Source organism: Sporolactobacillus sp. PKPK-6 (assembly GCF_056678885.1).
This window is the reverse complement of the sequence record NZ_JBWXPA010000001.1, coordinates 1,714,573-1,736,266: the sequence shown is the minus strand read 5'-3', so window position 1 is coordinate 1,736,266 and position 21,694 is coordinate 1,714,573. Positions and strand designations below refer to the sequence as shown.

At 43.7% G+C, this 21,694-nt stretch carries 26 protein-coding genes and 1 other annotated feature; of the genes, 11 read left to right on the top strand and 15 right to left on the bottom strand.

Translation table 11 applies throughout. The features are described from left to right. Positions 1–462 precede the first annotated feature (462 nt). The 3 genes from AC1MBV_RS08470 (at position 463) to AC1MBV_RS08460 (ending at position 3,147) form a co-directional block, all read left to right on the top strand. On the top strand, positions 463–1,584 hold the full coding sequence (locus tag AC1MBV_RS08470) for a M24 family metallopeptidase (protein WP_255749288.1): 1,122 nt from the start codon (positions 463–465) through the stop codon (positions 1,582–1,584). Between the two features lie 116 nt (positions 1,585–1,700). Then, positions 1,701–2,549: a YitT family protein gene (locus AC1MBV_RS08465; RefSeq protein ID WP_480948100.1), complete on the top strand. Its 849-nt coding sequence runs from the start codon at positions 1,701–1,703 to the stop codon at positions 2,547–2,549. A 22-nt stretch (positions 2,550–2,571) separates the two neighbouring features. Further along, on the top strand, positions 2,572–3,147 hold the full coding sequence (locus tag AC1MBV_RS08460; protein ID WP_480948099.1) for a TetR/AcrR family transcriptional regulator: 576 nt from the start codon (positions 2,572–2,574) through the stop codon (positions 3,145–3,147). 65 nt (positions 3,148–3,212) lie between these two features. Here AC1MBV_RS08460 and AC1MBV_RS08455 read toward each other — a convergent pair whose 3' ends face one another. The 3 genes from AC1MBV_RS08455 to AC1MBV_RS08445 all read right to left on the bottom strand — a co-directional run bounded on the left by AC1MBV_RS08455 (position 3,213) and on the right by AC1MBV_RS08445 (position 4,797). Then, positions 3,213–3,533 (bottom strand): hypothetical protein, encoded by a 321-nt coding sequence (locus tag AC1MBV_RS08455; RefSeq protein WP_480948098.1) that lies wholly within the window; start codon positions 3,531–3,533, stop codon positions 3,213–3,215. A gap of 20 nt (positions 3,534–3,553) precedes the next feature. Further along, positions 3,554–3,886 carry a hypothetical protein gene (locus AC1MBV_RS08450; protein ID WP_480948097.1) on the bottom strand — a complete coding sequence of 111 codons (333 nt, stop codon included), beginning with the start codon at positions 3,884–3,886 and terminating at the stop codon, positions 3,554–3,556. A 314-nt stretch (positions 3,887–4,200) separates the two neighbouring features. Beyond that, the gene (locus AC1MBV_RS08445) at positions 4,201–4,797 is read right to left on the bottom strand and encodes a TetR/AcrR family transcriptional regulator (RefSeq protein WP_480948096.1); all 597 of its coding nucleotides are present in this window, start codon (positions 4,795–4,797) and stop codon (positions 4,201–4,203) included. 100 nt (positions 4,798–4,897) lie between these two features. On the opposite strand from AC1MBV_RS08445, the gene AC1MBV_RS08440 reads away from it, so the two are divergent. The 4 genes from AC1MBV_RS08440 to AC1MBV_RS08425 all read left to right on the top strand — a co-directional run bounded on the left by AC1MBV_RS08440 (position 4,898) and on the right by AC1MBV_RS08425 (position 7,869). Beyond that, the gene (locus AC1MBV_RS08440) at positions 4,898–6,355 is read left to right on the top strand and encodes an MDR family MFS transporter (RefSeq protein ID WP_255749293.1); all 1,458 of its coding nucleotides are present in this window, start codon (positions 4,898–4,900) and stop codon (positions 6,353–6,355) included. Between the two features lie 298 nt (positions 6,356–6,653). Further along, positions 6,654–6,788 carry an FbpB family small basic protein gene (locus AC1MBV_RS08435; protein WP_255749294.1) on the top strand — a complete coding sequence of 45 codons (135 nt, stop codon included), beginning with the start codon at positions 6,654–6,656 and terminating at the stop codon, positions 6,786–6,788. Positions 6,789–6,858: 70 nt separating this feature from the next. Next, positions 6,859–7,491, top strand: coding sequence for a LysE family translocator (locus tag AC1MBV_RS08430; protein WP_255749295.1), 633 nt, complete (start codon positions 6,859–6,861; stop codon positions 7,489–7,491). 237 nt (positions 7,492–7,728) lie between these two features. Beyond that, the gene (locus tag AC1MBV_RS08425) at positions 7,729–7,869 is read left to right on the top strand and encodes a hypothetical protein (protein WP_480948095.1); all 141 of its coding nucleotides are present in this window, start codon (positions 7,729–7,731) and stop codon (positions 7,867–7,869) included. Positions 7,870–8,033: 164 nt separating this feature from the next. Here the strand turns inward: AC1MBV_RS08425 and AC1MBV_RS08420 are convergent, their stop codons facing one another. Further along, positions 8,034–9,257, bottom strand: coding sequence for an MFS transporter (locus tag AC1MBV_RS08420; protein WP_480948276.1), 1,224 nt, complete (start codon positions 9,255–9,257; stop codon positions 8,034–8,036). Positions 9,258–9,364: 107 nt separating this feature from the next. Continuing rightward, positions 9,365–9,604, bottom strand: a binding site (T-box leader). Positions 9,605–9,758: 154 nt separating this feature from the next. On the opposite strand from AC1MBV_RS08420, the gene AC1MBV_RS08415 reads away from it, so the two are divergent. The 3 genes from AC1MBV_RS08415 to AC1MBV_RS08405 are packed head-to-tail and all read left to right on the top strand — an operon-like array spanning position 9,759 to position 11,234. Next, complete coding sequence (locus AC1MBV_RS08415; RefSeq protein WP_255749298.1) at positions 9,759–10,190, top strand: MarR family winged helix-turn-helix transcriptional regulator; 432 nt, start codon at positions 9,759–9,761, stop codon at positions 10,188–10,190. 4 nt (positions 10,191–10,194) lie between these two features. Next, positions 10,195–10,875, top strand: a complete 681-nt coding sequence (locus AC1MBV_RS08410) for a nitroreductase family protein (protein WP_255749299.1) — start codon at positions 10,195–10,197, stop codon at positions 10,873–10,875. A 2-nt stretch (positions 10,876–10,877) separates the two neighbouring features. After that, on the top strand, positions 10,878–11,234 hold the full coding sequence (locus tag AC1MBV_RS08405; protein WP_255749347.1) for a DUF1304 domain-containing protein: 357 nt from the start codon (positions 10,878–10,880) through the stop codon (positions 11,232–11,234). Between the two features lie 178 nt (positions 11,235–11,412). On the opposite strand, the gene AC1MBV_RS08400 is transcribed toward AC1MBV_RS08405, so the two are convergent. The 11 genes from AC1MBV_RS08400 to AC1MBV_RS08350 all read right to left on the bottom strand — a co-directional run bounded on the left by AC1MBV_RS08400 (position 11,413) and on the right by AC1MBV_RS08350 (position 20,225). Then, entirely contained in the window at positions 11,413–12,282 is an 870-nt protein-coding gene (locus AC1MBV_RS08400) for a PHP domain-containing protein (protein ID WP_255749300.1), read from the bottom strand. After that, a complete protein-coding gene (locus tag AC1MBV_RS08395; protein WP_255749301.1) occupies positions 12,279–12,722 on the bottom strand; it encodes a GNAT family N-acetyltransferase in 444 nt (147 codons plus the stop codon). The genes AC1MBV_RS08400 and AC1MBV_RS08395 overlap by 4 nt, the downstream gene beginning before the upstream one ends. 1 nt (position 12,723) lies before the next feature. Next, positions 12,724–13,431 (bottom strand): phosphonate C-P lyase system protein PhnL, encoded by a 708-nt coding sequence (gene phnL, locus AC1MBV_RS08390; protein ID WP_255749302.1) that lies wholly within the window; start codon positions 13,429–13,431, stop codon positions 12,724–12,726. Beyond that, on the bottom strand, positions 13,428–14,066 hold the full coding sequence (locus tag AC1MBV_RS08385; protein WP_370646151.1) for a DapH/DapD/GlmU-related protein: 639 nt from the start codon (positions 14,064–14,066) through the stop codon (positions 13,428–13,430). The genes phnL and AC1MBV_RS08385 overlap by 4 nt, the downstream gene beginning before the upstream one ends. Beyond that, a complete protein-coding gene (locus AC1MBV_RS08380) occupies positions 14,063–15,256 on the bottom strand; it encodes an alpha-D-ribose 1-methylphosphonate 5-triphosphate diphosphatase (protein ID WP_255749304.1) in 1,194 nt (397 codons plus the stop codon). Before AC1MBV_RS08380 ends, AC1MBV_RS08385 begins: the two co-directional genes overlap by 4 nt. Positions 15,257–15,265: 9 nt before the next feature. Beyond that, positions 15,266–16,114, bottom strand: coding sequence for an ATP-binding cassette domain-containing protein (locus tag AC1MBV_RS08375; protein ID WP_480948094.1), 849 nt, complete (start codon positions 16,112–16,114; stop codon positions 15,266–15,268). After that, positions 16,111–16,968, bottom strand: a complete 858-nt coding sequence (locus AC1MBV_RS08370; RefSeq protein ID WP_255749306.1) for an alpha-D-ribose 1-methylphosphonate 5-phosphate C-P-lyase PhnJ — start codon at positions 16,966–16,968, stop codon at positions 16,111–16,113. Before AC1MBV_RS08370 ends, AC1MBV_RS08375 begins: the two co-directional genes overlap by 4 nt. A gap of 7 nt (positions 16,969–16,975) precedes the next feature. Beyond that, the gene (locus AC1MBV_RS08365) at positions 16,976–18,070 is read right to left on the bottom strand and encodes a carbon-phosphorus lyase complex subunit PhnI (RefSeq protein WP_255749307.1); all 1,095 of its coding nucleotides are present in this window, start codon (positions 18,068–18,070) and stop codon (positions 16,976–16,978) included. After that, positions 18,071–18,697 carry a phosphonate C-P lyase system protein PhnH gene (gene phnH / locus AC1MBV_RS08360; protein ID WP_255749308.1) on the bottom strand — a complete coding sequence of 209 codons (627 nt, stop codon included), beginning with the start codon at positions 18,695–18,697 and terminating at the stop codon, positions 18,071–18,073. Beyond that, positions 18,684–19,127, bottom strand: a complete 444-nt coding sequence (gene phnG, locus AC1MBV_RS08355) for a phosphonate C-P lyase system protein PhnG (RefSeq protein ID WP_255749310.1) — start codon at positions 19,125–19,127, stop codon at positions 18,684–18,686. Before phnG ends, phnH begins: the two co-directional genes overlap by 14 nt. A 381-nt stretch (positions 19,128–19,508) precedes the next feature. Further along, entirely contained in the window at positions 19,509–20,225 is a 717-nt protein-coding gene (locus tag AC1MBV_RS08350; protein WP_255749312.1) for a GntR family transcriptional regulator, read from the bottom strand. A 405-nt stretch (positions 20,226–20,630) separates the two neighbouring features. Between AC1MBV_RS08350 and AC1MBV_RS08345 the strand changes: the two genes are divergently transcribed. After that, the gene (locus AC1MBV_RS08345) at positions 20,631–21,668 is read left to right on the top strand and encodes a phosphate/phosphite/phosphonate ABC transporter substrate-binding protein (protein ID WP_255749313.1); all 1,038 of its coding nucleotides are present in this window, start codon (positions 20,631–20,633) and stop codon (positions 21,666–21,668) included. The last annotated feature ends 26 nt before the right edge of the window (positions 21,669–21,694 follow it).

Genomic DNA, 21,694 nt, shown 5'->3' with positions numbered 1-21,694 from the left:
TTTTTTCACACGTAAAGAAAGTATAAGATTTTGTCCCGTATTTAAACGAATAAACCAGTGTCTTGGCCGAGAATCAAAGCAGAGATGCGCCCGCGGTCGCGCTCAGTTGATGCGAGCAACCGAAGTGATGATTCAGCACTGTAAAGACACAAACCAATACTAAAAAAAAGGAACTTTCGCAAGTGTAAAGGAGCTTTCGCTAAATACGCATACGTCCTGTATGCAACGCGAAAGCCATCACATCCTGTGAAATTAAGGACCGGGCGTTTTTTGCCCGGTTTTTCTTATTTTAGAAAAGATTTAATTTAAACACTCTAAAAAACGGAGAAAACATTCCGCTTTTTAATTTTGTCCATTTATTTTGCCTAGTTCCTTTACAAAATAAACGAAAAGCGTATAATCAAAATAAAAGTAAGTACGTACTTACTCATAATAAAATATGTGAAGTGAAAGGAAGATTGGATGAACACATTAGAACAAGAAATTCAGAATCGATTAACGAAGTGTCGGGAAAAATTAGTTGAACGCAATCTGGAGGCCTACGTCATTACAGATTCTGAAGACATATGGTACCTGACAAACATTAATTACAGTCCCGAACAACGGCCATTTTTCTTAATTGTGTTTGCTAATCAGGATCCGCTATTCATTGTTCCTAAATTGGAAGAATCTCATGTTCAGGTCCCTTACTTTAAGTACACGATTGATACTTATTTTGATGTCACGGCGAAAAAGGGTCAGAACTGGTTCGAAGTAGTGACACGACATCTTGTTAACGTGAATCATGTCGGTGTAGAAGATAATGTACCGTGGTATCTGACTTATCAAACGGGTGACATAAATTGGACTCCTGGAGAGATCATTAAACAATTGCGAACCATTAAAAGCGACTATGAACTGGACAAAATTCAAGTCACGGCGAAAGTATGTAGTGATGTGGTTTGTCAAACGTTGGCTACGGTGCATACAGGCTCCAATGTGCTCGACTTGTACATGCTGCCGCATAAAACGCAAAGTGAAGTGATCAGCAAAAATTTTAGTTTAACGAATCGAATTACCAATGGTGTCTGGCCGGCTAGTTATAGCTATATGCCGCATAGCATTCCTGCAATGGACGCGCAGGTTTCAAAAGGTCCCAATGTGAATGTCGCTACTTTTAAATTAGCGGGATATGCCGCAGAATGTGAGCGAACGTTCTTTACAGAGGATCCTACTTCCGAAGAACAGCGGCACTTTAATCAAATGATGCAGGCACGTAAAATTATGCTGGACATGATTCGTCCTGGTGTCAAAGCCAGCGAGGTTGAACAAGCAGTTTATAACTATGTGGAGGAACAAGGTTTAACTCAACACTTATTACACCGACCCGGGCACGGGATTGGCTTAAATAATCATGAGGAACCGACACTATCATTTGGTAATGATACGCGATTACAAAAGAATATGGTTGTTTCCGTGGAACCTGGTTTGTATTTTGACGGACAGGGTGGATACCGTCATTCAGACACTGTCTGTATCACTGACAATGGTTATCGATTCATGACCCAGGCGCCGGATCAGCTGAATGAGCTTATCTTGAAATAAAAAACAAGATAATGTTAATTGATGGCTTGAAAACCCACATCATGTGGGCTTTTATTTTGGTTACTATGCTAATGGACAGTTAGCTGCAACTTTTTTAGTAGAGAGGAAAAATGTAAATGAAAGCAACAATGATCCATACGCGTAAATTCAGTTTTGCTATCTTGTATGGTTTGCTATCTGCTATTGGCATTAACCTTTTTTTGAACCCGGCCAACGTCTATTCTATTGGCATACCTGGAATTGCTCAACTCTTGAACGGTATATTATCATTGGTAAACATTAATTTGAGTATTAGCATGCTAGTCATTATCATGAATATTCCTTTGGTCTTGGCAGCCTGGTACTTATTTGGGTTAAACTATACGATGTATTCATTAATTGCAGTGTTTTCAAATGTTATTTTCTTGCAAGTTATTCCACAAACACCCATTTTGTCTGAACGAATTACCAATGCTATTGTTGGCGGAACGATCATTGGAATTGGCGTTGGGCTATGTTTTCGCAATGGATTTTCTACAGGCGGAACAGATGTGTTCGTGAGCTACGTACAGCAGCGCTTTAAGAAAAAAATAGGCTTTATCAATACAGTGATTAACGGCAGTATTTTGCTGACGACCAGTTTGTTTTTTGGAATTGCTGGAGCAACGTACAGTTTAATTAGTATGGTAATTACTAGTTTTATTATGGATAATATTTATATTCAGCAAAAAAATATGACAGTCTTCGTTTTTACAAAGAATCCGCATCAAATCATAGAACGATTGAAGAACTTTGCACATGGTGCTACCTTATTTAAGGGAACCGGTATTTATTCTCAGCAAGAAACAGACATGATCATTGTTATTGCTCAAAGAAGTCAGTTATTCTTTTTAAAAAGGCTGGTTACTTCCTGTGATCCAAAGGCCTTTGTCAGTGTTCAAAGGGCAGACTATTTAATCGGTAACTATATACAAACATATGACTAAGTACTATTTAAAAGGAGAATTTATGACTAAAGAAGACACCAGACAAAAAATTTTACAAGCTTTCACCGGACTGATCATTAAGCACGGGTATGAGTCCACAACGACACAAAAAATTGCTCAAGACTCATCAGTAAGTGAAAACACCGTATTTCGGCATTTTAAAGATAAACGCGGCTTATTAAATGCCTTGCTAACCGAGTACCTAATGGATTTAAAAGACTTACAAAGTTATTGTAAGCTTACAGAAAACCTAGAAGAAGATCTTCTACAAATAGCCACGAACTACCAGACTTTTATGAGCAAGCATGAGGCAATTGTTATGACTGGTTTGAGAGATTCACTTCATTTGCCGGAAGTTCGTGAAGCTAGTGAACAGATTTCACTTTATTTCAAAGAATTGACTGGAAACTATTTAACTCAAATGAAGGATAAAGGAAGAATAGCGAAAGTAGTAGACGTCAAAACGCAAGCCATTAATTTTGTTTGGATTAATTTCGGCTATTTTATGACTCGCAAAAATAGACCGGCGCAATTGAATATTTCAGAATTACAACAGCACATTGGAGCATTTATTTTGGGGTTATCAACTCCTCAATAACTCAATCAAAAGGCTGCCTATATTCATAATCCGTAGAAATCAAAAAGGGCTATAAAATAGCCCTTTTATTTATAAACGGATTCAGGAATCTTTATGAAGAGATATCCATCAGGATAGGATTTGATTTCACCGTCTTGAAAAACGAGATAGATGCCATGATCATACAATGAGATTTGCGTATCTTTGTTCACTGTAAAATCACTTAATTTTGAAACCGATTTGGCATAGGGTTCATGCGTACTCAAATAATTAAAAGCATAGTTCTTCACTTTTTTATACTGAGCAGAGGTTTTAAGAATATCTTTAATCGCATATTGTTGTCCTGTAGATAAATCAAAATTGTATAAGGTTACATAGAGGCTGCCGTTTGAGCCGCCGGTATACATATAATCGCGATATAAAATACTCAGCTTGCCGTTTTATTATTTATTACGTTATAAGCGGAGTTGTAGGAATAGTGAGCATTGCCTTCTTTAGTAAAGCTTCCGGCTCTTTTTAGATTTGTAGCACTCTTGTAGGAATTTTGAGCCGCTTTTTCCAGCATTTCATTAATTCTTGCGGCAGCTTTTTTGTTGATTCCGTGGACTTGAGGGTACAGCAGCAATCGTTCGCCATTATATTTATGTTTTGTGAAACGGGGTACAGAGGTTTCCTGATGCTGGACAGCTGTAAATAAGTAAATCAAGAAGGCAATGAAAACTAGAGCTAAAGCTGTCAAAAAGAATACACGGCGTTTCATCGTAACCACCCTTTACACGATTTTTTCAAACGAGTGACAAACATAGAGCAGCAGCACCAAGAAAATGGAATGAAGCAAACGATGTGCGCAAATCTCCAATTGAAAAGTCATTATCTCATAGAATCGGTAGACAAAGAGAATTAAGGTGAAGATTCGTATATTTGCGTATTTGATCTATTGAGTTTAATCGGCAGGATCATCCTCGCATTACATTAAGGAAAGGGGATGATTCGGGTCCAGACAGAAATGAAGCCGCCTCTGAATGTTCGAGAGCGGCCTTTGCTTATGAAGTTCGTTCCTAAGCGTTTCGTTGCTTAACTATTCCCGTTCATTTGAAACAAGGGCATGAGGAGGGTATCTACCATCTCAGTAACCGCAGTTTTTGTCAACGTTCCATGGGTAAGGAGTTCATTAATAAAAAGCAGTGTCGGCAGATTTTTCATACGATCAGTGATTGTGTCCGGATTAATTTCTCCTCGGGCTGCGGCGTTTGCTAAAATCGTGTCAAGAGATTGACGAATTATGTTTTTCGAATTTGCTGCCATGAAGAGCTTATCAATTGCTTCACCAATCTGGTCTGAAATCAGCCCTCGAATTGTCTCCTGTCCCAATGAAGAAAAGGCGGCAACCGGAGCGGATAACAAAGTAAGAAGATCTGTACGTAAATCGCCGGTGTCCGGTGTTGAAAAGTCTACTTTTGGACCGAATTTTTTAAAGGCGGCAACGACGATCAGTGCCTTTTTCGGCCATCTCCGATATAAAACGGTTTTGGTCGTTCCCGCCGCAGCAGCAATGCCCTCAATCGTTAATTTTTGATAGCCTTCCTCTTGGAGCTGCTGCCAGGCAGCGGTTAATAAGGCATCCTCAAGTTCCGTGCCACGTCGTCTTGACTTACGCTTTTGCTGATCCATTTTTTTCTCCCAAATTAAACTTGCTTTTTCTTATTTTTTATTATAGCATAAATTATATTAGATACGGCCGTATCTTAAATTGGTGAAGGGATAACAAACAATGAATAATGGAATAAGCAAAACAAGCAATTTAAATCAAGTGATCGCAATCAGTTTCATTTTGGTACTTGGTGCCTTGGCACCGATGCTCGATACCACCATGGTCAATATCGCTGTCAATTCAATTATTGCAGATTTTCATACCACGGTTTCATCAGTCCAGTGGGTGGTTACTGCTTATGTACTAGCAATTGGGATTGCGGTACCCATCGCAGGCTGGGCCATTGACTGGATAAGCGGCAAAACCTTGTATTTAGGCGCTTTAGTTTTATTTTTGTTAGGTTCAGTAGTCGCAGGTTTTTCGGGGAGCTTATGGCTTCTTGTCGTCAGTCGAATTATTCAGGGAGCGGGAGCAGGAATGATTATGTCTGCTCTTTCAACATTAATTGTACGTGCAGCGGGCGGTGAAAATCTTGGGAAATTAATGTCGATCGTAGGTCTTCCGGCCGTTTTTGCTCCGATACTTGGGCCGACAATCGGTGGTTTAATTATCGATCACCTAGACTGGCACTGGATTTTCTATATTAATATCCCAATTGCTCTATTCTCCATTATTCTTCTGCTTTGGAAATCGCCGAAATTTACACCGGAAGAACGGGGAAAACGTCTCGATTGGATTAGTGTGATCTTGTTTGCCGGAACGTTTACGGAATTGATTCTTGGGATTACTAAGGTCAGCACGACAGGTAAATTTTTTGAAAGCCAGGTGATGGTGCCAATTTCCATCGGTACGGGTCTGCTGATTCTCTATGTCCTTTATGCATGGATCTGGCCAAAGCGCGCACTTGTCAGTCTCAGTCTTTTTAAACTGCCCAGTTTTTCGGCGTCGTCGCTTTTATTATTAATGTCAGGTATTACGATCAATGGAGCAATGCTTCTTTTACCGCTGTACTATCAGAATATTAGAGGAGCAAGTGTCGTCTGGACGGGGATTTATTTAATTCCGCAAGGCATCGGTATGCTGCTAACTAGAACCCAAGTTGGCAAAATAACGGATCTGATAGGTGCAAAATGGGTCGTCATGTCAGGTATTTTCATATCGGTGCTCGCCACAATACCGTTCGCATTTGCTGACCAGCACACATCGCAATGGCTGCTGCTTCTCGCTCTTTTCTTTCGCGGGGCGGGTCAAGGAGCGATGATGATTCCAATTATGGCAGATGCGTACACGGGATTGTCAAAAAGACAGATTCCTGAGGCGACGATCAGTACGCGGATGCTTCAAAATATCGGCGGGGCATTCGGTACGGCAATCCTTGCCACCGTTGTGCAGCATCATTTGTCCGGCTCTGTTCCTAGCTTGACCCATATTTCAGGAGCGTACAATGCCGCATTTGTTTGGTCAATTGTGAGTACTCTGGTCGCCGCCATTCCCGCTTGGTTCTTAAGTTCAAGAAACAACAAGGCAAGGATTGAAAAGAGAGAGAACAGATTTTCCGTGACAGCAAAGCCTCGTTAAATGGATTTTTTAAACATTAGACGTTCAAACGGCTGGACGTTTAAGGGCAGTAGGACCACTTTTCGCAGTTACGATACACGAAACCGCGAGGAGTGGTTTTTATTGTGTTTTTTTGATCAAATCACATAAGAAAATGAAAAAAACACTTGATATATAATTAAACACAGTGGTATAGTATGAATAATAATCCTTCTGTTAAAATAAAGCTCACCATCTTCTCTGCATTTCTGCAGAGAACTTTTTTATTCATTAATGATGATAAGGAAGCTAATGACCACTGTGAAAAGGGGATGACGATTTGAGAAAAAAACTAAGGTATCGTCAATTGATTCAAACCAATAAAAAAGAAATTTTGAGTAGCAAGCATGATCTGGATCGGATTGACATGATTATTGACCAGAGACGCGTAAAAAAGAGAGGAAGTTCGCATTAACCGTAAAATATATTTTTTATTATTCATGTGGTAGACTTGACGAAAAATAGTTGATGGGGTGAATGAGACTGTGGTTGACTCGATTACTTTAATCAGTTTTTCACTGGTAGCTTTGGGAATTGTATGTGCACCCGGACCAAATATGATGTATCTCGTATCCTGTTCTCTGACTCAGGGCAAGAAAGCTGGTTTCATTTCTTTATTGGGTGTTGTTACAGGGTTTATTGTCTATGTGATCGCGACAATTTTGGGACTTGATTTTATCTTTAAAACGGTTCCTTTGCTTTATTCAGCCATCAAAATAGCAGGAATCATCTACTTGCTGTGGATGGCATGGAACGCCGTAAAGCCGGGTAGTCAGTCGGTCTTTGAACCTCATAATGTTCCTCATCATTCTCTGAAAAAACTCTATTTGAACGGATTAATGACGAATTTATTAAATCCCAAAATAGCGGTTCTTTACATCTCTCTGTTACCGCAGTTTGAGCATCCGCAAAATGGTCCATTAGCTTTGCAAATCGGAGTACTCGGGACCGCACAGATTATTATCAGCTTTTCTGTGAACTTATTAATTGTGTTCTTTGCGGGTCAAGTTTCCCAAATGTTAAGAGAGAGACCGGTATGGAAAAAGATTCAAAAATATTTCATGGCAACTGTTTTAGGACTATTGGCGTTAAACTTGGCATTTGTTAAAAACAAATAAATTCCGTTGCTCTTTAACTCAAGGCTAGTGTTTTCATGCCACATCGTGTGAAATGCAAAAATCAAACCTTCGCTTAAATAAGCGGAGGTTTTTAACTATTAGTTAATGCTTTCCCCTGTTCCAGCAGGAATGAACAACATACAGACTATAAATTGCGGACAATTCTGATATAATTCAAGTGTCACTTAAAAAGCTCGCTTCCTTTGCGTGAAATTAACGTAAAGGAGGTGATTACGTATGAAACGCTCTCGAAAGATGAAGAAGTCAGCAAAAAATCGAGAAGCGGCTTGGCAGCTCTTTCTCAGGGAACTGGTCTTCCCTGTGCTACGTGAGACATTGCCAAAGCTTCTCGATAGACTTCTTCACTGGTTATTTTAAGTGACAGAAGGTACTTTTATACCTTCAGCAACACAAAAGCCCTCCGCACTGGTCTGCGGAGGGCTCTTCGATTACGTATAAAACGCTCTTTATACTATAATTATATCATAAATTTATAATTTACTCAAAAGAGCTACCTTGTCAGACATTATTATTTGTTGAGTTCATGGAGCTTTCTGAATGGCACTCCTTTTCGTCCAATAATGAGTGAATACGGATAGTAGTAGGGCAACGACGAACATGATGATCGTTCCCGTTATTACGACCGCTCTTATTGAAAAATAGTCTGCTGTCAGGCCAAAAATGATCGTTGTCATGATGACGAGGACGGCTTCGATTAAGTCATATAAGCTGCCGACCCGCCCCATAATTTGCGTTGGTATGCTCTTTTGATAAAAGGTTAAGAACCCGGCATTCGCGAAAGCCATGAAAAAGGAAAGAACAAAAAACCCTGCTGCGGCAACAGAAAACGAGTGAGAAACAGCATAAAGAATGTAACCCAATGAGAAAAATAGAGCACCTATTTGAATTAAAAACGAAATCGAAAGTTTCCGGGCAAAAAGTGAAGTGACAAACGCGCCGCAAGCAATGCCAGCTCCGGCAATGCTGACAAGGAAACCATAACGTGTATTGGAAAGGCCTAAAACGGCTTTTGCAAAAGCTGCTTCAAGTGAATCAACAGATGCCGCCATGACCATCATGCAGCTGAATAAGAAATAGACAGTCATGACTAGTGAATTTTTTAGGCTGAATTGAATGACAACCTGCCAATCCATTTTAATGACCTGAAAAGACATTTTCTCTGCGATGGCAAAACGGGTATGCTTTTCTACATTAGGCAGGAATAGGATGACCAACGCTGATAGAACAAAGGACAGCCCGTTAATATAAATTGCGAACATGGGAGAACCGATTAGAAACAGTAATCCGGCAATAGCCGGACCAATTAAGAACCCTCCGGATTCGATTAAACCTCTTAGAGAATTAAATTGTTTTCTTTGCTCCGGTGGCGTGACTTTTGTAATGTAGGTCATAGAAGCCGGGTTGAACATTGAACTTGCCATGTTAATCACAAAGACGACGAGGAACATAAAGAATAGTGATGGTATGCTGGGCAAAAGGATAATTAATCCCGCGCGCGCCAGGTCGAGCGTAATCATCAGTTTACGCTTATTCAGCCGATCAATGAAACTACCCGACCAGAAATTTGTCAATAAAGTTGCTGTCGGTTTCAGTATATAAAGAATAGTTACTGCCAGCGGTGAGTGGGTCATGTCAAGAACAATTAGGTTGAGGGCAATAAGATAGATCCAGTCTCCGATATTAGAAATGCCGATGCCAAGTAACAGGAGCGATGAATTTCTCCAAAGTGTCAACCTTTTGCTGATTTTCATAACGATTACCTCCGTTTAACCTATTAATAATAAATGCGGTTAATCGAGGCCAGGAAACATCGTTTCTTCATGAAAAAGCTCACCTCCAAGACAATCCAAGTCTTGGGGACGAGATTAACTTCGTGGTGCCACCCCAGTTTGCAAATAGGTCACCCATATTTGCCTTATCAGGTATTAACTACCTGCGCTCGATAACAGGAGCATCTGTTGCATGATCATTTTTTAGAATCCCATGAACAGCTCGGAGGCTTGTTTCAGCACGCTGCTCTTGGTCCTTTTCACCCAACAGGACCTCTCTGTAAAGAGCAAATATTGCTTACTTTTCTCGTCATCGCTTTTCGTGTTTAGCAACGAATGTAGCATAATTTTATATGCGTGTAAAGGGACACCGCGTAACACCTCAAAGGTGGTATTCTCATTTTCCAAGTCTTCTTGCGTGAGTTATGGAAGTTATTCAGGTATATTAGTTGATGCATCAATTAGTTTTCGGGAGGAATGATTATTAAACGGTGTTCGGAAGCAGATGAATTATTTTATCACTTGCATGTGGTCAGCAAAGAGATGAATCGGGCGTTTGAGTCGATGGCACAGACCAGTTTAACGAAACTGGAAATCTTGTTTCATATTGATTTATCGGGCGAAATCGGGCAGATGGAGTTGATCAATAGGTTGAAACTCGATGCAGCGGCGGTCACGAGGCATCTAAAATGTTTAGAAGCTGAGGGGTTAATCAGCAGAAAAAAGGTAGACCGAGATAAACGACTAATCGTGCTCCGCTTAACAGAGCAGGGACGGCTGGAACGAGAACGTCTGACAAAAGTTAAGGGAAAGCTTCAAGAACAGATTTTAGCTGAGTTTACCAATAGTCAAATCATTGAAGTATCAAAACTAATTGAGCATATTTCACAGAAGATAAGAGAGGTTTAATAAAATGGAAAAAACACAATCAACGGATTTTTTTGATGTTATGAATAATAGGCATTCTGTAAAAAATTATGATCAATCGGTAAAAATTTCACATCTGGAAATGACTGAAATGTTAATGGAAGCGGCTAAAGCACCCTCTTCAGTGAATCTCCAGCCTTGGCGTTTTGTCGTTGTCGATGAACATAAGGAGCGGCTGGAGTCGCTTGTACGATTCAATCAGAACCAGCTCAATACATCCTCAGCAATGATTTTAATTTTGGGGGACATGAATCATCCGGATTATGCTGAGGAAATTTTTGCCGATGCGGTGGAGAAAAACCTAATGTCCCAAGAGGTTAAGGACTATTATATGAATGCACTTCCCGGTGTATTTTCCAAGATGACAAAGCAGCAAATAAGAGAAAATACATTAATTGACGGCGGTTTAGTGGCGATGCAACTGATGCTTGTGGCAAAGGCTCATGGCTATGACACAAACCCGATCGGCGGTTTTGAACGAAAAGAAGTCATGCAGGCATTAGGTGTGGATACGGAACGCTATGTACCGATCATGCTGCTTGCCATTGGCAAGGCGGCAAAGCCGGCTCATCCGAGTGTCCGTTTGCCAATCGAAAAATTAGTTTCTTGGAATCATGCAGATGGTGTTGTGGGAATGCCCGCTAAGAAAGTTGAGGCGCGTAAATGATGATACAAACTGCAGCGTTCACCGTTGCCCTGCTTGTTGCTTTAGAGCATTTTTATATAATGGGACTTGAGATGTTCTTTTCAAACAGCCATTTAGCACAAAAAACATTTCATTTAGATCAAAAATTTGTTCAAGATCAACGAGTTCAAACTTTATTTAAAAACCAAGGCTTATATAATGGATTTCTGGCTGCGGGTATTGTTTGGGGGATTTTTTCAGCACAGCTCCCTGTCGTTCTGTTTTTTGTTGTATGTGTTGTCATAGCGGCAGTGTATGGCGCAGTCACTGTATCAATAACCATATTGTGGAAACAGGGACTTCCGGCACTACTCACGCTAATTCTATTAGCAGCGGTCTGATGAGACGATCTATTTTTGTTAAGAGAGGCGGTGAACGTCTCTTTTTTTTACACAACTATGAAACATCCGTGACCATCGCAACGGCGGCTTCGTCTTCACCGGAGACTTGGCGAAGATAAGTTTTCTAAGCAAACAAAAAAGCACCGAATGGCCGGTGCCTGGAAGAGTTGAAGACGGATTACGATTGAATCATTTTGCCGATCTGTTCTCTTTTTTCTTCAAGCAGGGTGAACCGATCGCTGTCGATGCAGCGTGAACCGGGAACAGAACCGGTATCTGTATAATAGCCGTGAAAGTCCGACCCGCCGGTTTGAGCGAGATGATAGGTTTCGGCTAATTGCAGTGCCTTCTCCTCGTTAGCTGCGTCATGGAGCGGATGAAAAACCTCAATGCCCTCTAGGCCAGCCTCGACAAATTCGGGAACAGCGGAGAAGTTGTCGAATTGGCCGGGATGAGCAAGAACCGGAACGCCGCCGGCTTTTCGAATCGCGTGAATCGCATCAATTGCATCAAGGTAATGAACAGGGACAAATGCAAGCCCCGGAAGCGTCTGGCGATCGCCTCTGAAAAATAACTTTTTATAGAGCGGGCCATAAATGGAGTCGGTATAGCCATTCAAAATAAGTGCGTGCATGATGTGCTGCTTATAGACGCCGGTTCCGTTTTCAGCCAGCTTGGATACTTGCTCCCAAGAAATGTGGTATCCCGCTTGAATGAGTTTCTGAGTCATGAGACGTGATGCGTTGTGCCGCTCCTCCCGCATCGGGCGGCAGAGTGCTTCAAGTGCCGGATGTCCGGGCGCGACAAAAAGGCCGAGAATGTGCGCGCGGCGATGACGCTTATAGTCATAGGCGGAAATTTCAATGCCGGGAATGATGCCAATGCTCAGTTCCTCGCCAAGAGCGATTGCCCGTTCAAGACCGATTGTTGTGTCGTGGTCGGTGATGGCCAGCTTGTTGATCTTATTTTGCAAGGCCAGCTTGAGTACTTCCTCGATTGAGTACGAGTTGTCGGAACAGTTTGTATGGCAGTGCAGATCGATAATCATGGGTTCAACTCCGTTCTAAAACTGATACCGTGCTGCTGAAATCCGAGGCGTTCATAAAAGGCGTGCGCGCCTTGCCGCTTCAAATCGCTGGAAAGCATTAGCTTGTAGCAGCCTTGATCGGTCGCACGGTTCATCGCGTCATGCATCATTGTTGTACCAATTCCCAGCCCCTGAGCTTCAGGCGCGACGACGACATTTTCCACAATCGCAATTTTTAATCCGCCATGGCCGAAATTATCAAGGATAATCAATGAGTACGTGGCAAGCAGTTTATTTTCAGACCAAACACAAAAAATTTTGTAGTAAGGATATTGATCCATTTTTCTGAATAACGTTTGAGCATCTTTCATGGTCATTGAATGCTGCGCGTCAAGCTGCTGCAACAGGTGCACATAACGGTCGATATCTGCCAATGTCAATTCCTGAATGGTGACAGTCACTTTACAAGACCTCCTTGAGCAATCCGTGTTCAAGTTTATACGTACAATCAACAACCGATTCCATAAAATCCAGGTCGTGAAAGATGCCGATCATTGTGGTTCCGGATTTTTTAAGTTCATAAATGCGTTCTTTAACGGTTTCTTTAGATGCTTCGTCCAGTGAAGCGGTCGGTTCATCGAGTAGCAGCAGTCGGGATTTTCGAGCCATGGAGCGTGCCAGATTCAGTCGAAGTTTCTCGCCGCCACTGAAGGTTTTCGGATAGGTATCCCACAGTGTTTCACGCAGATTGAAATGGTCGAGCATATCCTTCGCACGCAAACGGGCTGTGGATTCATTTTCGCCCATATCCAGCAACGGTTCCATCACAAATTCCAAGGCGGTCATGCGTGGCATGATGCTGAGAAATTGAGAGACATAGCCAATTTCTTCTTTGCGAATTGCAAGTACTTCGCGCTCCGGCGCATCGGCAAGATCAAGCGGACCGAAGCGTTCGGACTGATAACGAATGTGACCGCTGCTCGGGAGATAGGTGCGGTAAATACACTTAATAATGGTTGATTTTCCGCTTCCGCTCTGGCCGGTAATGCCGAGAAATTCGCCTTCATGCGCAGTGAAACTGATCCCACGGCAGCCGGTAATTCTTTTTTCTCCAAACTGGTGCATCAGAAATGTTTTTTCTAATTGATCGACCTGAATCAGTGCGGTCATCGTGTTTCCCTCCATTTGCGAATGAGGCGGATAAAAGCCTGGGGATCGCATAATTCTTCATAATGGTTCTCGATCGTTTGTCGATCCCAGTCCCACCAGCGGCTGTCTGTGATTTCCTTGATCAATTCATCGCTGAATCGTTTCCGAATCGGTTTAGCAGGGACACCGGCGACAATAGTGTAGGGTGCCACATCCTTGGTGACTACAGAGCCGGCACCGATCACCGCACCGTTCCCGATTGACACACCGGCCATAATGGTTGCCGAATGGCCGATCCAGACATCATTCCCAATCGTTACCCAATGAGCACGGCGCCAATTGAAGACGCGCTGATCGTTCGTGTCTGCCAATTGGTAGCGGACCCGGCGGTAGGTCAGATGATGCTGGGTGACGCGATCCATCGGATGGTTTCCCGGGTTGATCCGGACATGCGAAGCGATCGAACAAAATTTACCGATGGTTGAATAAATGATATTCGCGTCTCCGTCGGTATAACTGTAATCACCGAAGGATGTTTCCTCTATGCGGCTATTCGGTCCGATGTCCGTCCAGACACCAAGTTTGCTGTTGATGATGATCGCACTCGGTGAAATGGTTGGCCGTTCGGATAATGTTCGTTCCGCCAAATGGTTCACCTTCCCTCGACTGTTTGCTGCGGCTCGGGCAACAGGTAGTGCATGCGGCAGACCTCCGCTCCGTCGACAAAAACATGGGTGAGCTGCGGCCCGTTGGTCTCACTGACGCCGACGACGAGCAGATCGGCTTTCTTGCCTAATTCAATTGATCCGGTCAACTGATCAAGATGCAATGCCTTGGCTGGATTAAGTGTCACCGTGTTAAATGCCTGAGATGCGCTCATTCCAAGCTCATAATGCAATTTGAAGGCGGCATGCAATAGCGATGCCGGATAATAATCCGAGCAGAAGATATCGACAAGCCCTTCATTAACGGCCTCATGGGCGGATAAGTTATTGCTGTGTGATTTTCCAAGTACAAGATTAGGTGCGCCCATCACGGTGAGCATACCGAGTTGACGTGCGTATCGTGCCGCTTCGATGGTTATTGGAAATTCGCTGATGCCTGCATTCCAGTCGCGGACGATCTCAAGCTTTTCGATCGTGTCGTCATCGTGTGAGGCGACGGATACACCGTATGCGTTCGCTAATTGTGTCAGTTTCTCAATACTGTGCGTATCGAGCTTTGGAAGCTTTTTCGTTTCTTCAATAATCTGTTCCGCTTCTTGCTCGGTATAGTGGCGATGATCGATCAACAGGCGCCGCTGGACCTCCAGATCACGGTACTGTCCTTGGCCGGGTGTATGATCAGTCAAAGATAATTGATCGATTTTGCCGTTTTGGATTAATGCGGAAACAGCATCCAGTGCGTTGATGTTGGCAATCTCGTAACGCAGATGCGTTTTGTGGCGGATCAGATGCGGTCCGTTCGCTAGACGATTTAGTGAGTTGATCAGGGCATAAACGGTCTCGTTATCACGGCCTTTACGCACGGTATTCTGTTTCATTAAAGAAACGGCGTGGAAAATGGTTGTGATCCCTTCGGCAGCTAATTTTTTTTCCAGTTCGGCAAAAGAGAGTTCAACGGTAAAGCGGCTTGTCGGACGCGGCTCGATCTCTACTTCAATCGCATCACTGTGCGAATCAATCAGGCCGGGGGTCAGCCATTTGCCGCCTGCATCAAGATCCGCACTCTCCACAATGTCCGGTTCACCTTGCTCAATTTGAACGATCCGATCCGCTTCAATTGATACATAACCATTCTCAATGACTTGGTCGGGCAGCACGATTTTTGCATGATAAATTTTCATTTTGACACCTCACAATAAAGAGTGGACGAGCAGTTGCGTGTAAGCGTGATGCGGATCTTCGAGAATCTGGTCGGTTAACCCCGCTTCAATGCAGCGTCCTTGTTTCATCACCATTGTCCGATCACACAACATACGGATCACACCGAGATCATGCGAGACAACAATCATCGCTGTTCGACTCTCTCGCTGAATGCGTCGTATCAGATCAAGGACACGTGCTTGAACCGACAGGTCAAGACTGGTGGTTACTTCATCCAACAGTAGGATCGGCGGATGATTGGCCAATGCTTTGGAAATCTGAACGCGCTGCTGCATGCCGCCACTGAAATGGAGCGGCGCCTCATCCATTCTCGTGACCGGAATCTCAACATGCTCAAGCAGTTCCTTGGCGCGTGCGCGTATATTGTGTACATTGAACTGCCCGGCGGCAATTAGTTTTTCAGCAATATTGCCGCCGCTTGAGAATTGCATTCTCAGACCGATCCACGGATTTTGGTAAACCATCCCCATTAAATGATTGCGAATATAGCGCTTTTGCTGAGAAGATGCACAAAATATATTTGCCGCTCCCTTTTCATAGGTTGCGATGGTCGCTGAGCCATCGGTGACCGGATTGTCAAAATAAAGACATTGGACTAGCGAACTTTTCCCTGATCCGCTTTCACCAACGATGCCAAGAATTTCTCCTTCATAGAGATCAAAGGAAAGGTCATTGCACGCCCAGACTGTGCCGCAGTGCGGGCAATGGTTGCTCCCTTCAGGTAGCTGTTCCGGATGGCTGCAGGCAGCGCAGCCTTTCCCGAACCGCTTTGTCAAATGCCGAACGCTGAGCAGCGGTCGGCTTGCATCATGGATCATGGTGTATGCCTCTTTTCTTGTCGTTTTCGGCAATTGCCGGTATCCGAACATTGGTAGAATTTCTGACCGGTTTTTTCATCAAAAAGTTCGTCAAGAAAGGTATCGCTGCTGCCGCACAGCCGGCAGGAGCATCCCTCGAAATGTTCGACCTCAAACGGATAATCGTCAAAAGCAAGCGGCTCTATTTCTGTGTAAGGCGGAATGGCATAGATCTTCTTCTCGCGGCCGGCACCGAACAGAAACAGCCCATCCGCATGATTCAGCTTTGGCAGATCATAGCGGGGAATCGGGCTTGGCGCGAAAATGTATCGTTTGTGCGCGAGTGCCGGATAGTCGGCACCGATGCTGATTTTCCCCCATTTGACAATGTCTTCATATAAGCGCAGCCAAATTCCACTGTAATCCATTTCCGCATGCAGCTGCTTCGTTTTGCGCTCCTTGGCTTCAACCATCCGAAGCGGTTCCGGCAGCGGTACTTGAAAAACGAGAATTTGATCGCTGCGAATCGGCACCTCGGGAATCCGGTGGCGGGTTTGAATGATGGTTGCACGCTCTGAGTCGGTCGTGACCTCGGCTTTCGTGCAGGACTGGACCAACTTTTTGATACTGACGGCATTGACACTGTCGTCGTTTCCTTGATCAATCACTTTAAGACAATCCTGATCACCGATCAGTGACAGAGTTAGCTGCAAGCCGCCGGTTCCCCAGCCGCGGCCAATCGGCATTTCTCTGGAGGCAAACGGCACTTGATAACCGGGAATGGCAATGGCCTTAAGCGTTGTGCGACGAATTTCTTTTTTGGATCCCTCATCGAGAAAGGCATAATTGTATGTTTGTTTCAAATGTGCCTGCATGGTTGCGTCACTCCTTTCGCATCTCTTTCTTTTCGGATTCAGCTATTTTCTGTGTTTGCCGCAGGACATCGAGTTTTGATTGAAAGGTGATATAATGCGGTAATTTTAAGTGAGACACGAATCCATTGGCTTCAATGCTGTCGACATGGAGCAGAACGAATTCTTCATCTTGAGACGGGATTGATCCCTTTGTCTCCAGACCTTGCTCAAGAATCGCCATGGCGATTGCTTTAGTTTCGTTTTGCCCGAAGGTCAGCCCGTAGCCAAGCCGCAGTTTTACATCACCTTGATCATCACGTTCGAAGGCATTGATCGTTTCGATCTCGGTCAGCATGATTTCGCCAAGACAGAGACTTTCATTGGAATCAAGCGGATAGGCAATGGTTAGTTCTGTATAGCCGACGCGCAGTTCGCCGATCGTCGGATGATTGGTGATATGGCCGCGCATGCTGCTGTAGGCAAGTGCTGTCATGGCACCTGTCTCTCCGCGGGCCAAAATCTGAAGCTTGGCGGATCTCGGAGCCGGGAAGGTCAGTTTGTCGCGTGTGATATCAAACAAAACGCCTGACGACTTTGGCGGAAACAGCAAGCCTTGTTCCCGAAGTAAACCGGCAACTTTTGGGAAGGAAAGCGGCTGATCTGCGTTAAGCTCCGGTATTTGTTCTTTCAACAGGTTCTTTAGGGCTTGTGCATTTTCATTCTCAAGGGCAAAGTTGAGCAGCCGATGGGTGTAGTCCATGGTTGGTCCGAGCATTTGACCGCCCGGGATATCTTTGAAGGCGGAAGAAATGCGGCGGATGACGCGCATTTGACCCGGATCTATGACTTCTGACTCATAATTTCGTTCGAGTGTGGATCGATAAGCACGCATGAGAAAGGCCGCTTCGCAAAGATCACCTTCTGCCTGCTTGATGGCAAGTGCAGCATATTCCGGAGCGTAAAGGCCGCCTTCACTCATCACGCGATCCGTAAGATGACGTAATTGTTTCGCAATTTCAGTGGTCTCCAGGCTATGCTCTGCGTCTTTAATCCGATACCATTGATTGAGCCGGTTGGCAGCCTCGATGGCTTTTTGTCCGCCGGTTACTGCAACATATCCCATTTAGAAATCCCTTCTTTCGATGCGCGTTGTTCTTGGCAGGGCAGCGATCCGTCCATCATCGTCGAATAGGATGAAATCACAGCCGGTCGGATATTCACGGTTACGCTCGGAACGCAGGCGCAGCCATTCGCTGTTCATTCCATCTGCTGAAAGAATATGCCAACCATTGATTCCCGGACCGCGCAGCACCATTGGCAGTGCCAAATCATCGGCACCGGACAGTTTACGGACATGAAGGGCAATCGTTGCACTCTTTTCCGGTTCGGTCAGTGTGCCGATGCGGACGGATTGCATGATCGAATCGATTTCATCGATTTCCGGAGGTGTGTCGATGAATAAATAATCAGCAGCATGCGAAGCCGTATGACGGCTCCCAGTTGTCCATTCGATCGCGTGTTCCGCATCGTCAGCGTTTATCTCCTGTGAATAGTAATAGAAGCTGACTTGTTGGTCCAGCAGGGTTTGTGCAAGTACATAGGTGCCGGTTGAGCACGGACATGTTTCGGGAACTTTGTGCAGAAGGACGGAAATGTCATTGATCTTTCCCGGACGTGCCATACTATCAAGTAAATGGCGATACAGTTTACGTGTGTCATGCACATGATGAAAGGTTTCAGCGTTTGTCATTGTATTCCTCCATCGTATTGAAATGGACTTGGGATTGCGCGTTGCGCGCGTATTCTAAGGCATGCGTCTCCTGAATACGCTGTTCTTCCGCATGGAATTGGGAACCATATTGGTCGAGCAGCGGCAGCCCCGCATTATGTGCCGCGTCGATGACAGCCATGCAATAGGCGCGTATCGGTTTTCTTCCGACAACGATACCGATACCGAACTGTCCATGGACGGATGCAGTACATTCGGTGACGAGTACTTCACCAAGATAAAAGGGCTGACTTGAAACGGAGTCCTTTGTTTTGGTCATGACAAGTGAGGTTTGCGGCTCGCGCTCCACCTGTACCTTTTGTTCCTGTTCGATTTTGTATGTGATTTCTTCTAATAGAGGAAGCGAGCAAGCGCTCATGATTCGACTGAGCTGCTGCTTATTCATCAACATGAAACGTCGACTCCTTTGTTAAGACTAAAGTAGGTAAAACACGTGTCCTGTCCTGTGCTGGAAAAACGTGCGTCTTCAGCAGCCGGAAAGAATTACTTTTCAAGAAAATAAGAATTGGCAAGGTATATAAAGCTCGTTACATGTGTCACTGTAACTTATCGATAAGTACAAATAGTTAATGCACTGTAAAAAGACTGTAAAAGAAGGGACAGATTTGAGATATAATTCATTGAAAAAACAGAAAAATAAGGAGGGATTGGCGCTGCGGGCTCGAAATGTGTGGCAGATATCCGCTTTGGAGTGCCCAAAAATGAACACAATGGAATGGATGGAGAAATGACGGGTGATCCAATCAAACTAATGGTTACGGAAAAACAGGAATTAAAAATCGATAACGTAATGGCATGTATCGCTGCGCATTTTGGATAAGGTGTATTCAAAGGGATGCCCGTTTGGATGATTGGCAAAACTTCTAATTTGAACCAGTGGAACATTTTCAGGGAGTTGCAGCATGAGCACGTCTTCTAAATTAGGAAGGATTGCCTGAACAATTGATTTCGTGCGAACCGGAGAAATCCGGTAATGGTCGGATAATATCTTATACAATGATTTAAAGTTTGTTAAATAGTTCTCGAGATTCGGGATGTCCTTTTCACAAATGATCGTCTTGGACAGTGAGACCGGTGTTTCATTAATAAATCGTTTAATCCGCAGATCATAAATAAATTCATGGGTTTCAAGGTTCAAATAGCGGCATTCTTGCTGCGTGGGATGACGCCGGTCATGGTGCAGTAGCTGTCCGCGGTGAGGGACGGCTTTCTCTTTGAGGTTCTCCGAAAATCCGGTCCGTGCAGATAACTGATAGGGGAACACTTCAGGCCGAGAGATCACAAATGCACCTTTTCCTTGATGAGCGGTGATCCAGCCCATGTTGATCAAACGGGCGACGGCAGTACGAACAATATGGTGATTTGCTTGGAATTTGTCGCATAGTTCGTGTTCCGAAGGAAGTTTATCTCCAATTCGGTACGTTCCTTTTTTTATTTGAGCGATCAGATAGTCTGCAATTTGCAAATGGCGTATGTCTGATTTTGACATTGCATGTTCACCTCGGTGTTCCCTTTTCTATTAAGTTTACCGCGAAGCAAGGATTCTGTATATGAGCGGCATAAGTTTTCGTTTTTTATAGGTATCTTTGTTGGCTCTTCTACTATTTCACCTTCTTTGGAATGTACATAATTCTCAAACTTTAAATTTTCTCAATAGTATATTAACATTCTATAATTATTCGCTCGCTACAATGTAACCTGTGAGCCAAAATGAATCGACCACAGCGTTAAGGGAGCTTAGTAAACTCAATCAAGGTGTTCGTATACTTTTCGAGTTGAAAAATCAAAAGTTGATATTCGTAAAAGATTATGCTGCGAGTAGATTCTCCTTTTTTCGCTCAACCAAAGTATATTTACATAAAATAATCACATATCTCGAGGGGGAAATAGCAAAGTGAAAAAGGTTGCAATGATTCTGTTGCTCGCAATGTTGACCATGGTCTTCAGTGCCTGCAGTTCATCGTCAGAAAATGGAAAGAGCGGCAGCAGCGACAAGAGCAAAGAAACGATTACAGTGGTTTGGTATCCAAACGAGTCTGCTGATGACTTAAAGGATTCGCGTGCAGCGATTGATGAAGTCATTGCTAAGGCAACGGGTAAGAAGGTCGTAGACAAGCTGACGACGGATTACAACATTGCAATTGAAGCACTTGTCAGTGGAAATGCGCAACTTGGACTTATGGGAGGCGAAGGGTACACTGAAGCACATAAGAAAAATGCTGATGTCGTCCCTGCAGTCGTTAATAGTGGTGCGTCTGGAACGCTGAAGGATGCACTCTATCACAGCTGGATTTCCGTTCAAACCAAAGATGCTTCTAAATATATGAAAGATGGCAAGCCTTCAATTGACAATATTGTCGGCAAGAAAATGTCTTTTGTCTCTCCGAGCTCGACTTCTGGATTTGCAATTCCGACAAGCAGAATCATCACACATTTCGGTGATCAAGATAAATATAAAGATTTGAAAGTGGAAGATATGCAACAAGGCGGCAAATTTTTCAGCCAAGTACTTTTCGGTCAATCACATCAAGGTTCTGCGGCAAATCTATTAATGGGTAAAGCCGACGTTGCCGCTTTCATGGATCTGCTTACACCAAATTATTTTTCACTTGTTAGCGGCAAGCTAAATGAAGAAGGTTCCGTACTCAAGGTAAGAGATAATGCAAGTGATCCATTCACTTCACTGAAAGGCAAAGAATTCACAGTACTATCTGTTACTCCGGTACTGAACGGACCGATTGCAATGAACTCGAAGGCATTAAGCAAAGAAGATCAAAAGAAAATTCAAGACGCCTTGACCTCTGATGAAACAGCGAATAATTCAAAAGTATTTGCCCCAGAAGGTGAAAAAGGTATCTTCTCAAAAGATGGTAAATCTCGTTTCGTAAAAGTTGAAGATTCTTGGTACGACGCAATCCGTGACCTTCATTAAATTAAAATCGAATAGAGGGGTTAGCG

Coding starts and splice junctions, on each gene's coding strand:
- AC1MBV_RS08470 (WP_255749288.1), top strand. CDS start 463: ATGAACACATTAGAACAAGAAATTCAGAATCGATTAACGAAGTGTCGG.
- AC1MBV_RS08465 (WP_480948100.1), top strand. CDS start 1,701: ATGAAAGCAACAATGATCCATACGCGTAAATTCAGTTTTGCTATCTTG.
- AC1MBV_RS08460 (WP_480948099.1), top strand. CDS start 2,572: ATGACTAAAGAAGACACCAGACAAAAAATTTTACAAGCTTTCACCGGA.
- AC1MBV_RS08455 (WP_480948098.1), bottom strand. CDS start 3,533: ATGTATACCGGCGGCTCAAACGGCAGCCTCTATGTAACCTTATACAAT.
- AC1MBV_RS08450 (WP_480948097.1), bottom strand. CDS start 3,886: ATGAAACGCCGTGTATTCTTTTTGACAGCTTTAGCTCTAGTTTTCATT.
- AC1MBV_RS08445 (WP_480948096.1), bottom strand. CDS start 4,797: ATGGATCAGCAAAAGCGTAAGTCAAGACGACGTGGCACGGAACTTGAG.
- AC1MBV_RS08440 (WP_255749293.1), top strand. CDS start 4,898: ATGAATAATGGAATAAGCAAAACAAGCAATTTAAATCAAGTGATCGCA.
- AC1MBV_RS08425 (WP_480948095.1), top strand. CDS start 7,729: ATGAAACGCTCTCGAAAGATGAAGAAGTCAGCAAAAAATCGAGAAGCG.
- AC1MBV_RS08415 (WP_255749298.1), top strand. CDS start 9,759: ATGATTATTAAACGGTGTTCGGAAGCAGATGAATTATTTTATCACTTG.
- AC1MBV_RS08410 (WP_255749299.1), top strand. CDS start 10,195: ATGGAAAAAACACAATCAACGGATTTTTTTGATGTTATGAATAATAGG.
- AC1MBV_RS08400 (WP_255749300.1), bottom strand. CDS start 12,282: ATGATTATCGATCTGCACTGCCATACAAACTGTTCCGACAACTCGTAC.
- phnL (WP_255749302.1), bottom strand. CDS start 13,431: ATGACCGCACTGATTCAGGTCGATCAATTAGAAAAAACATTTCTGATG.
- AC1MBV_RS08380 (WP_255749304.1), bottom strand. CDS start 15,256: ATGAAAATTTATCATGCAAAAATCGTGCTGCCCGACCAAGTCATTGAG.
- AC1MBV_RS08375 (WP_480948094.1), bottom strand. CDS start 16,114: ATGATCCATGATGCAAGCCGACCGCTGCTCAGCGTTCGGCATTTGACA.
- AC1MBV_RS08370 (WP_255749306.1), bottom strand. CDS start 16,968: ATGCAGGCACATTTGAAACAAACATACAATTATGCCTTTCTCGATGAG.
- AC1MBV_RS08365 (WP_255749307.1), bottom strand. CDS start 18,070: ATGGGATATGTTGCAGTAACCGGCGGACAAAAAGCCATCGAGGCTGCC.
- phnH (WP_255749308.1), bottom strand. CDS start 18,697: ATGACAAACGCTGAAACCTTTCATCATGTGCATGACACACGTAAACTG.
- phnG (WP_255749310.1), bottom strand. CDS start 19,127: ATGTTGATGAATAAGCAGCAGCTCAGTCGAATCATGAGCGCTTGCTCG.
- AC1MBV_RS08350 (WP_255749312.1), bottom strand. CDS start 20,225: ATGTCAAAATCAGACATACGCCATTTGCAAATTGCAGACTATCTGATC.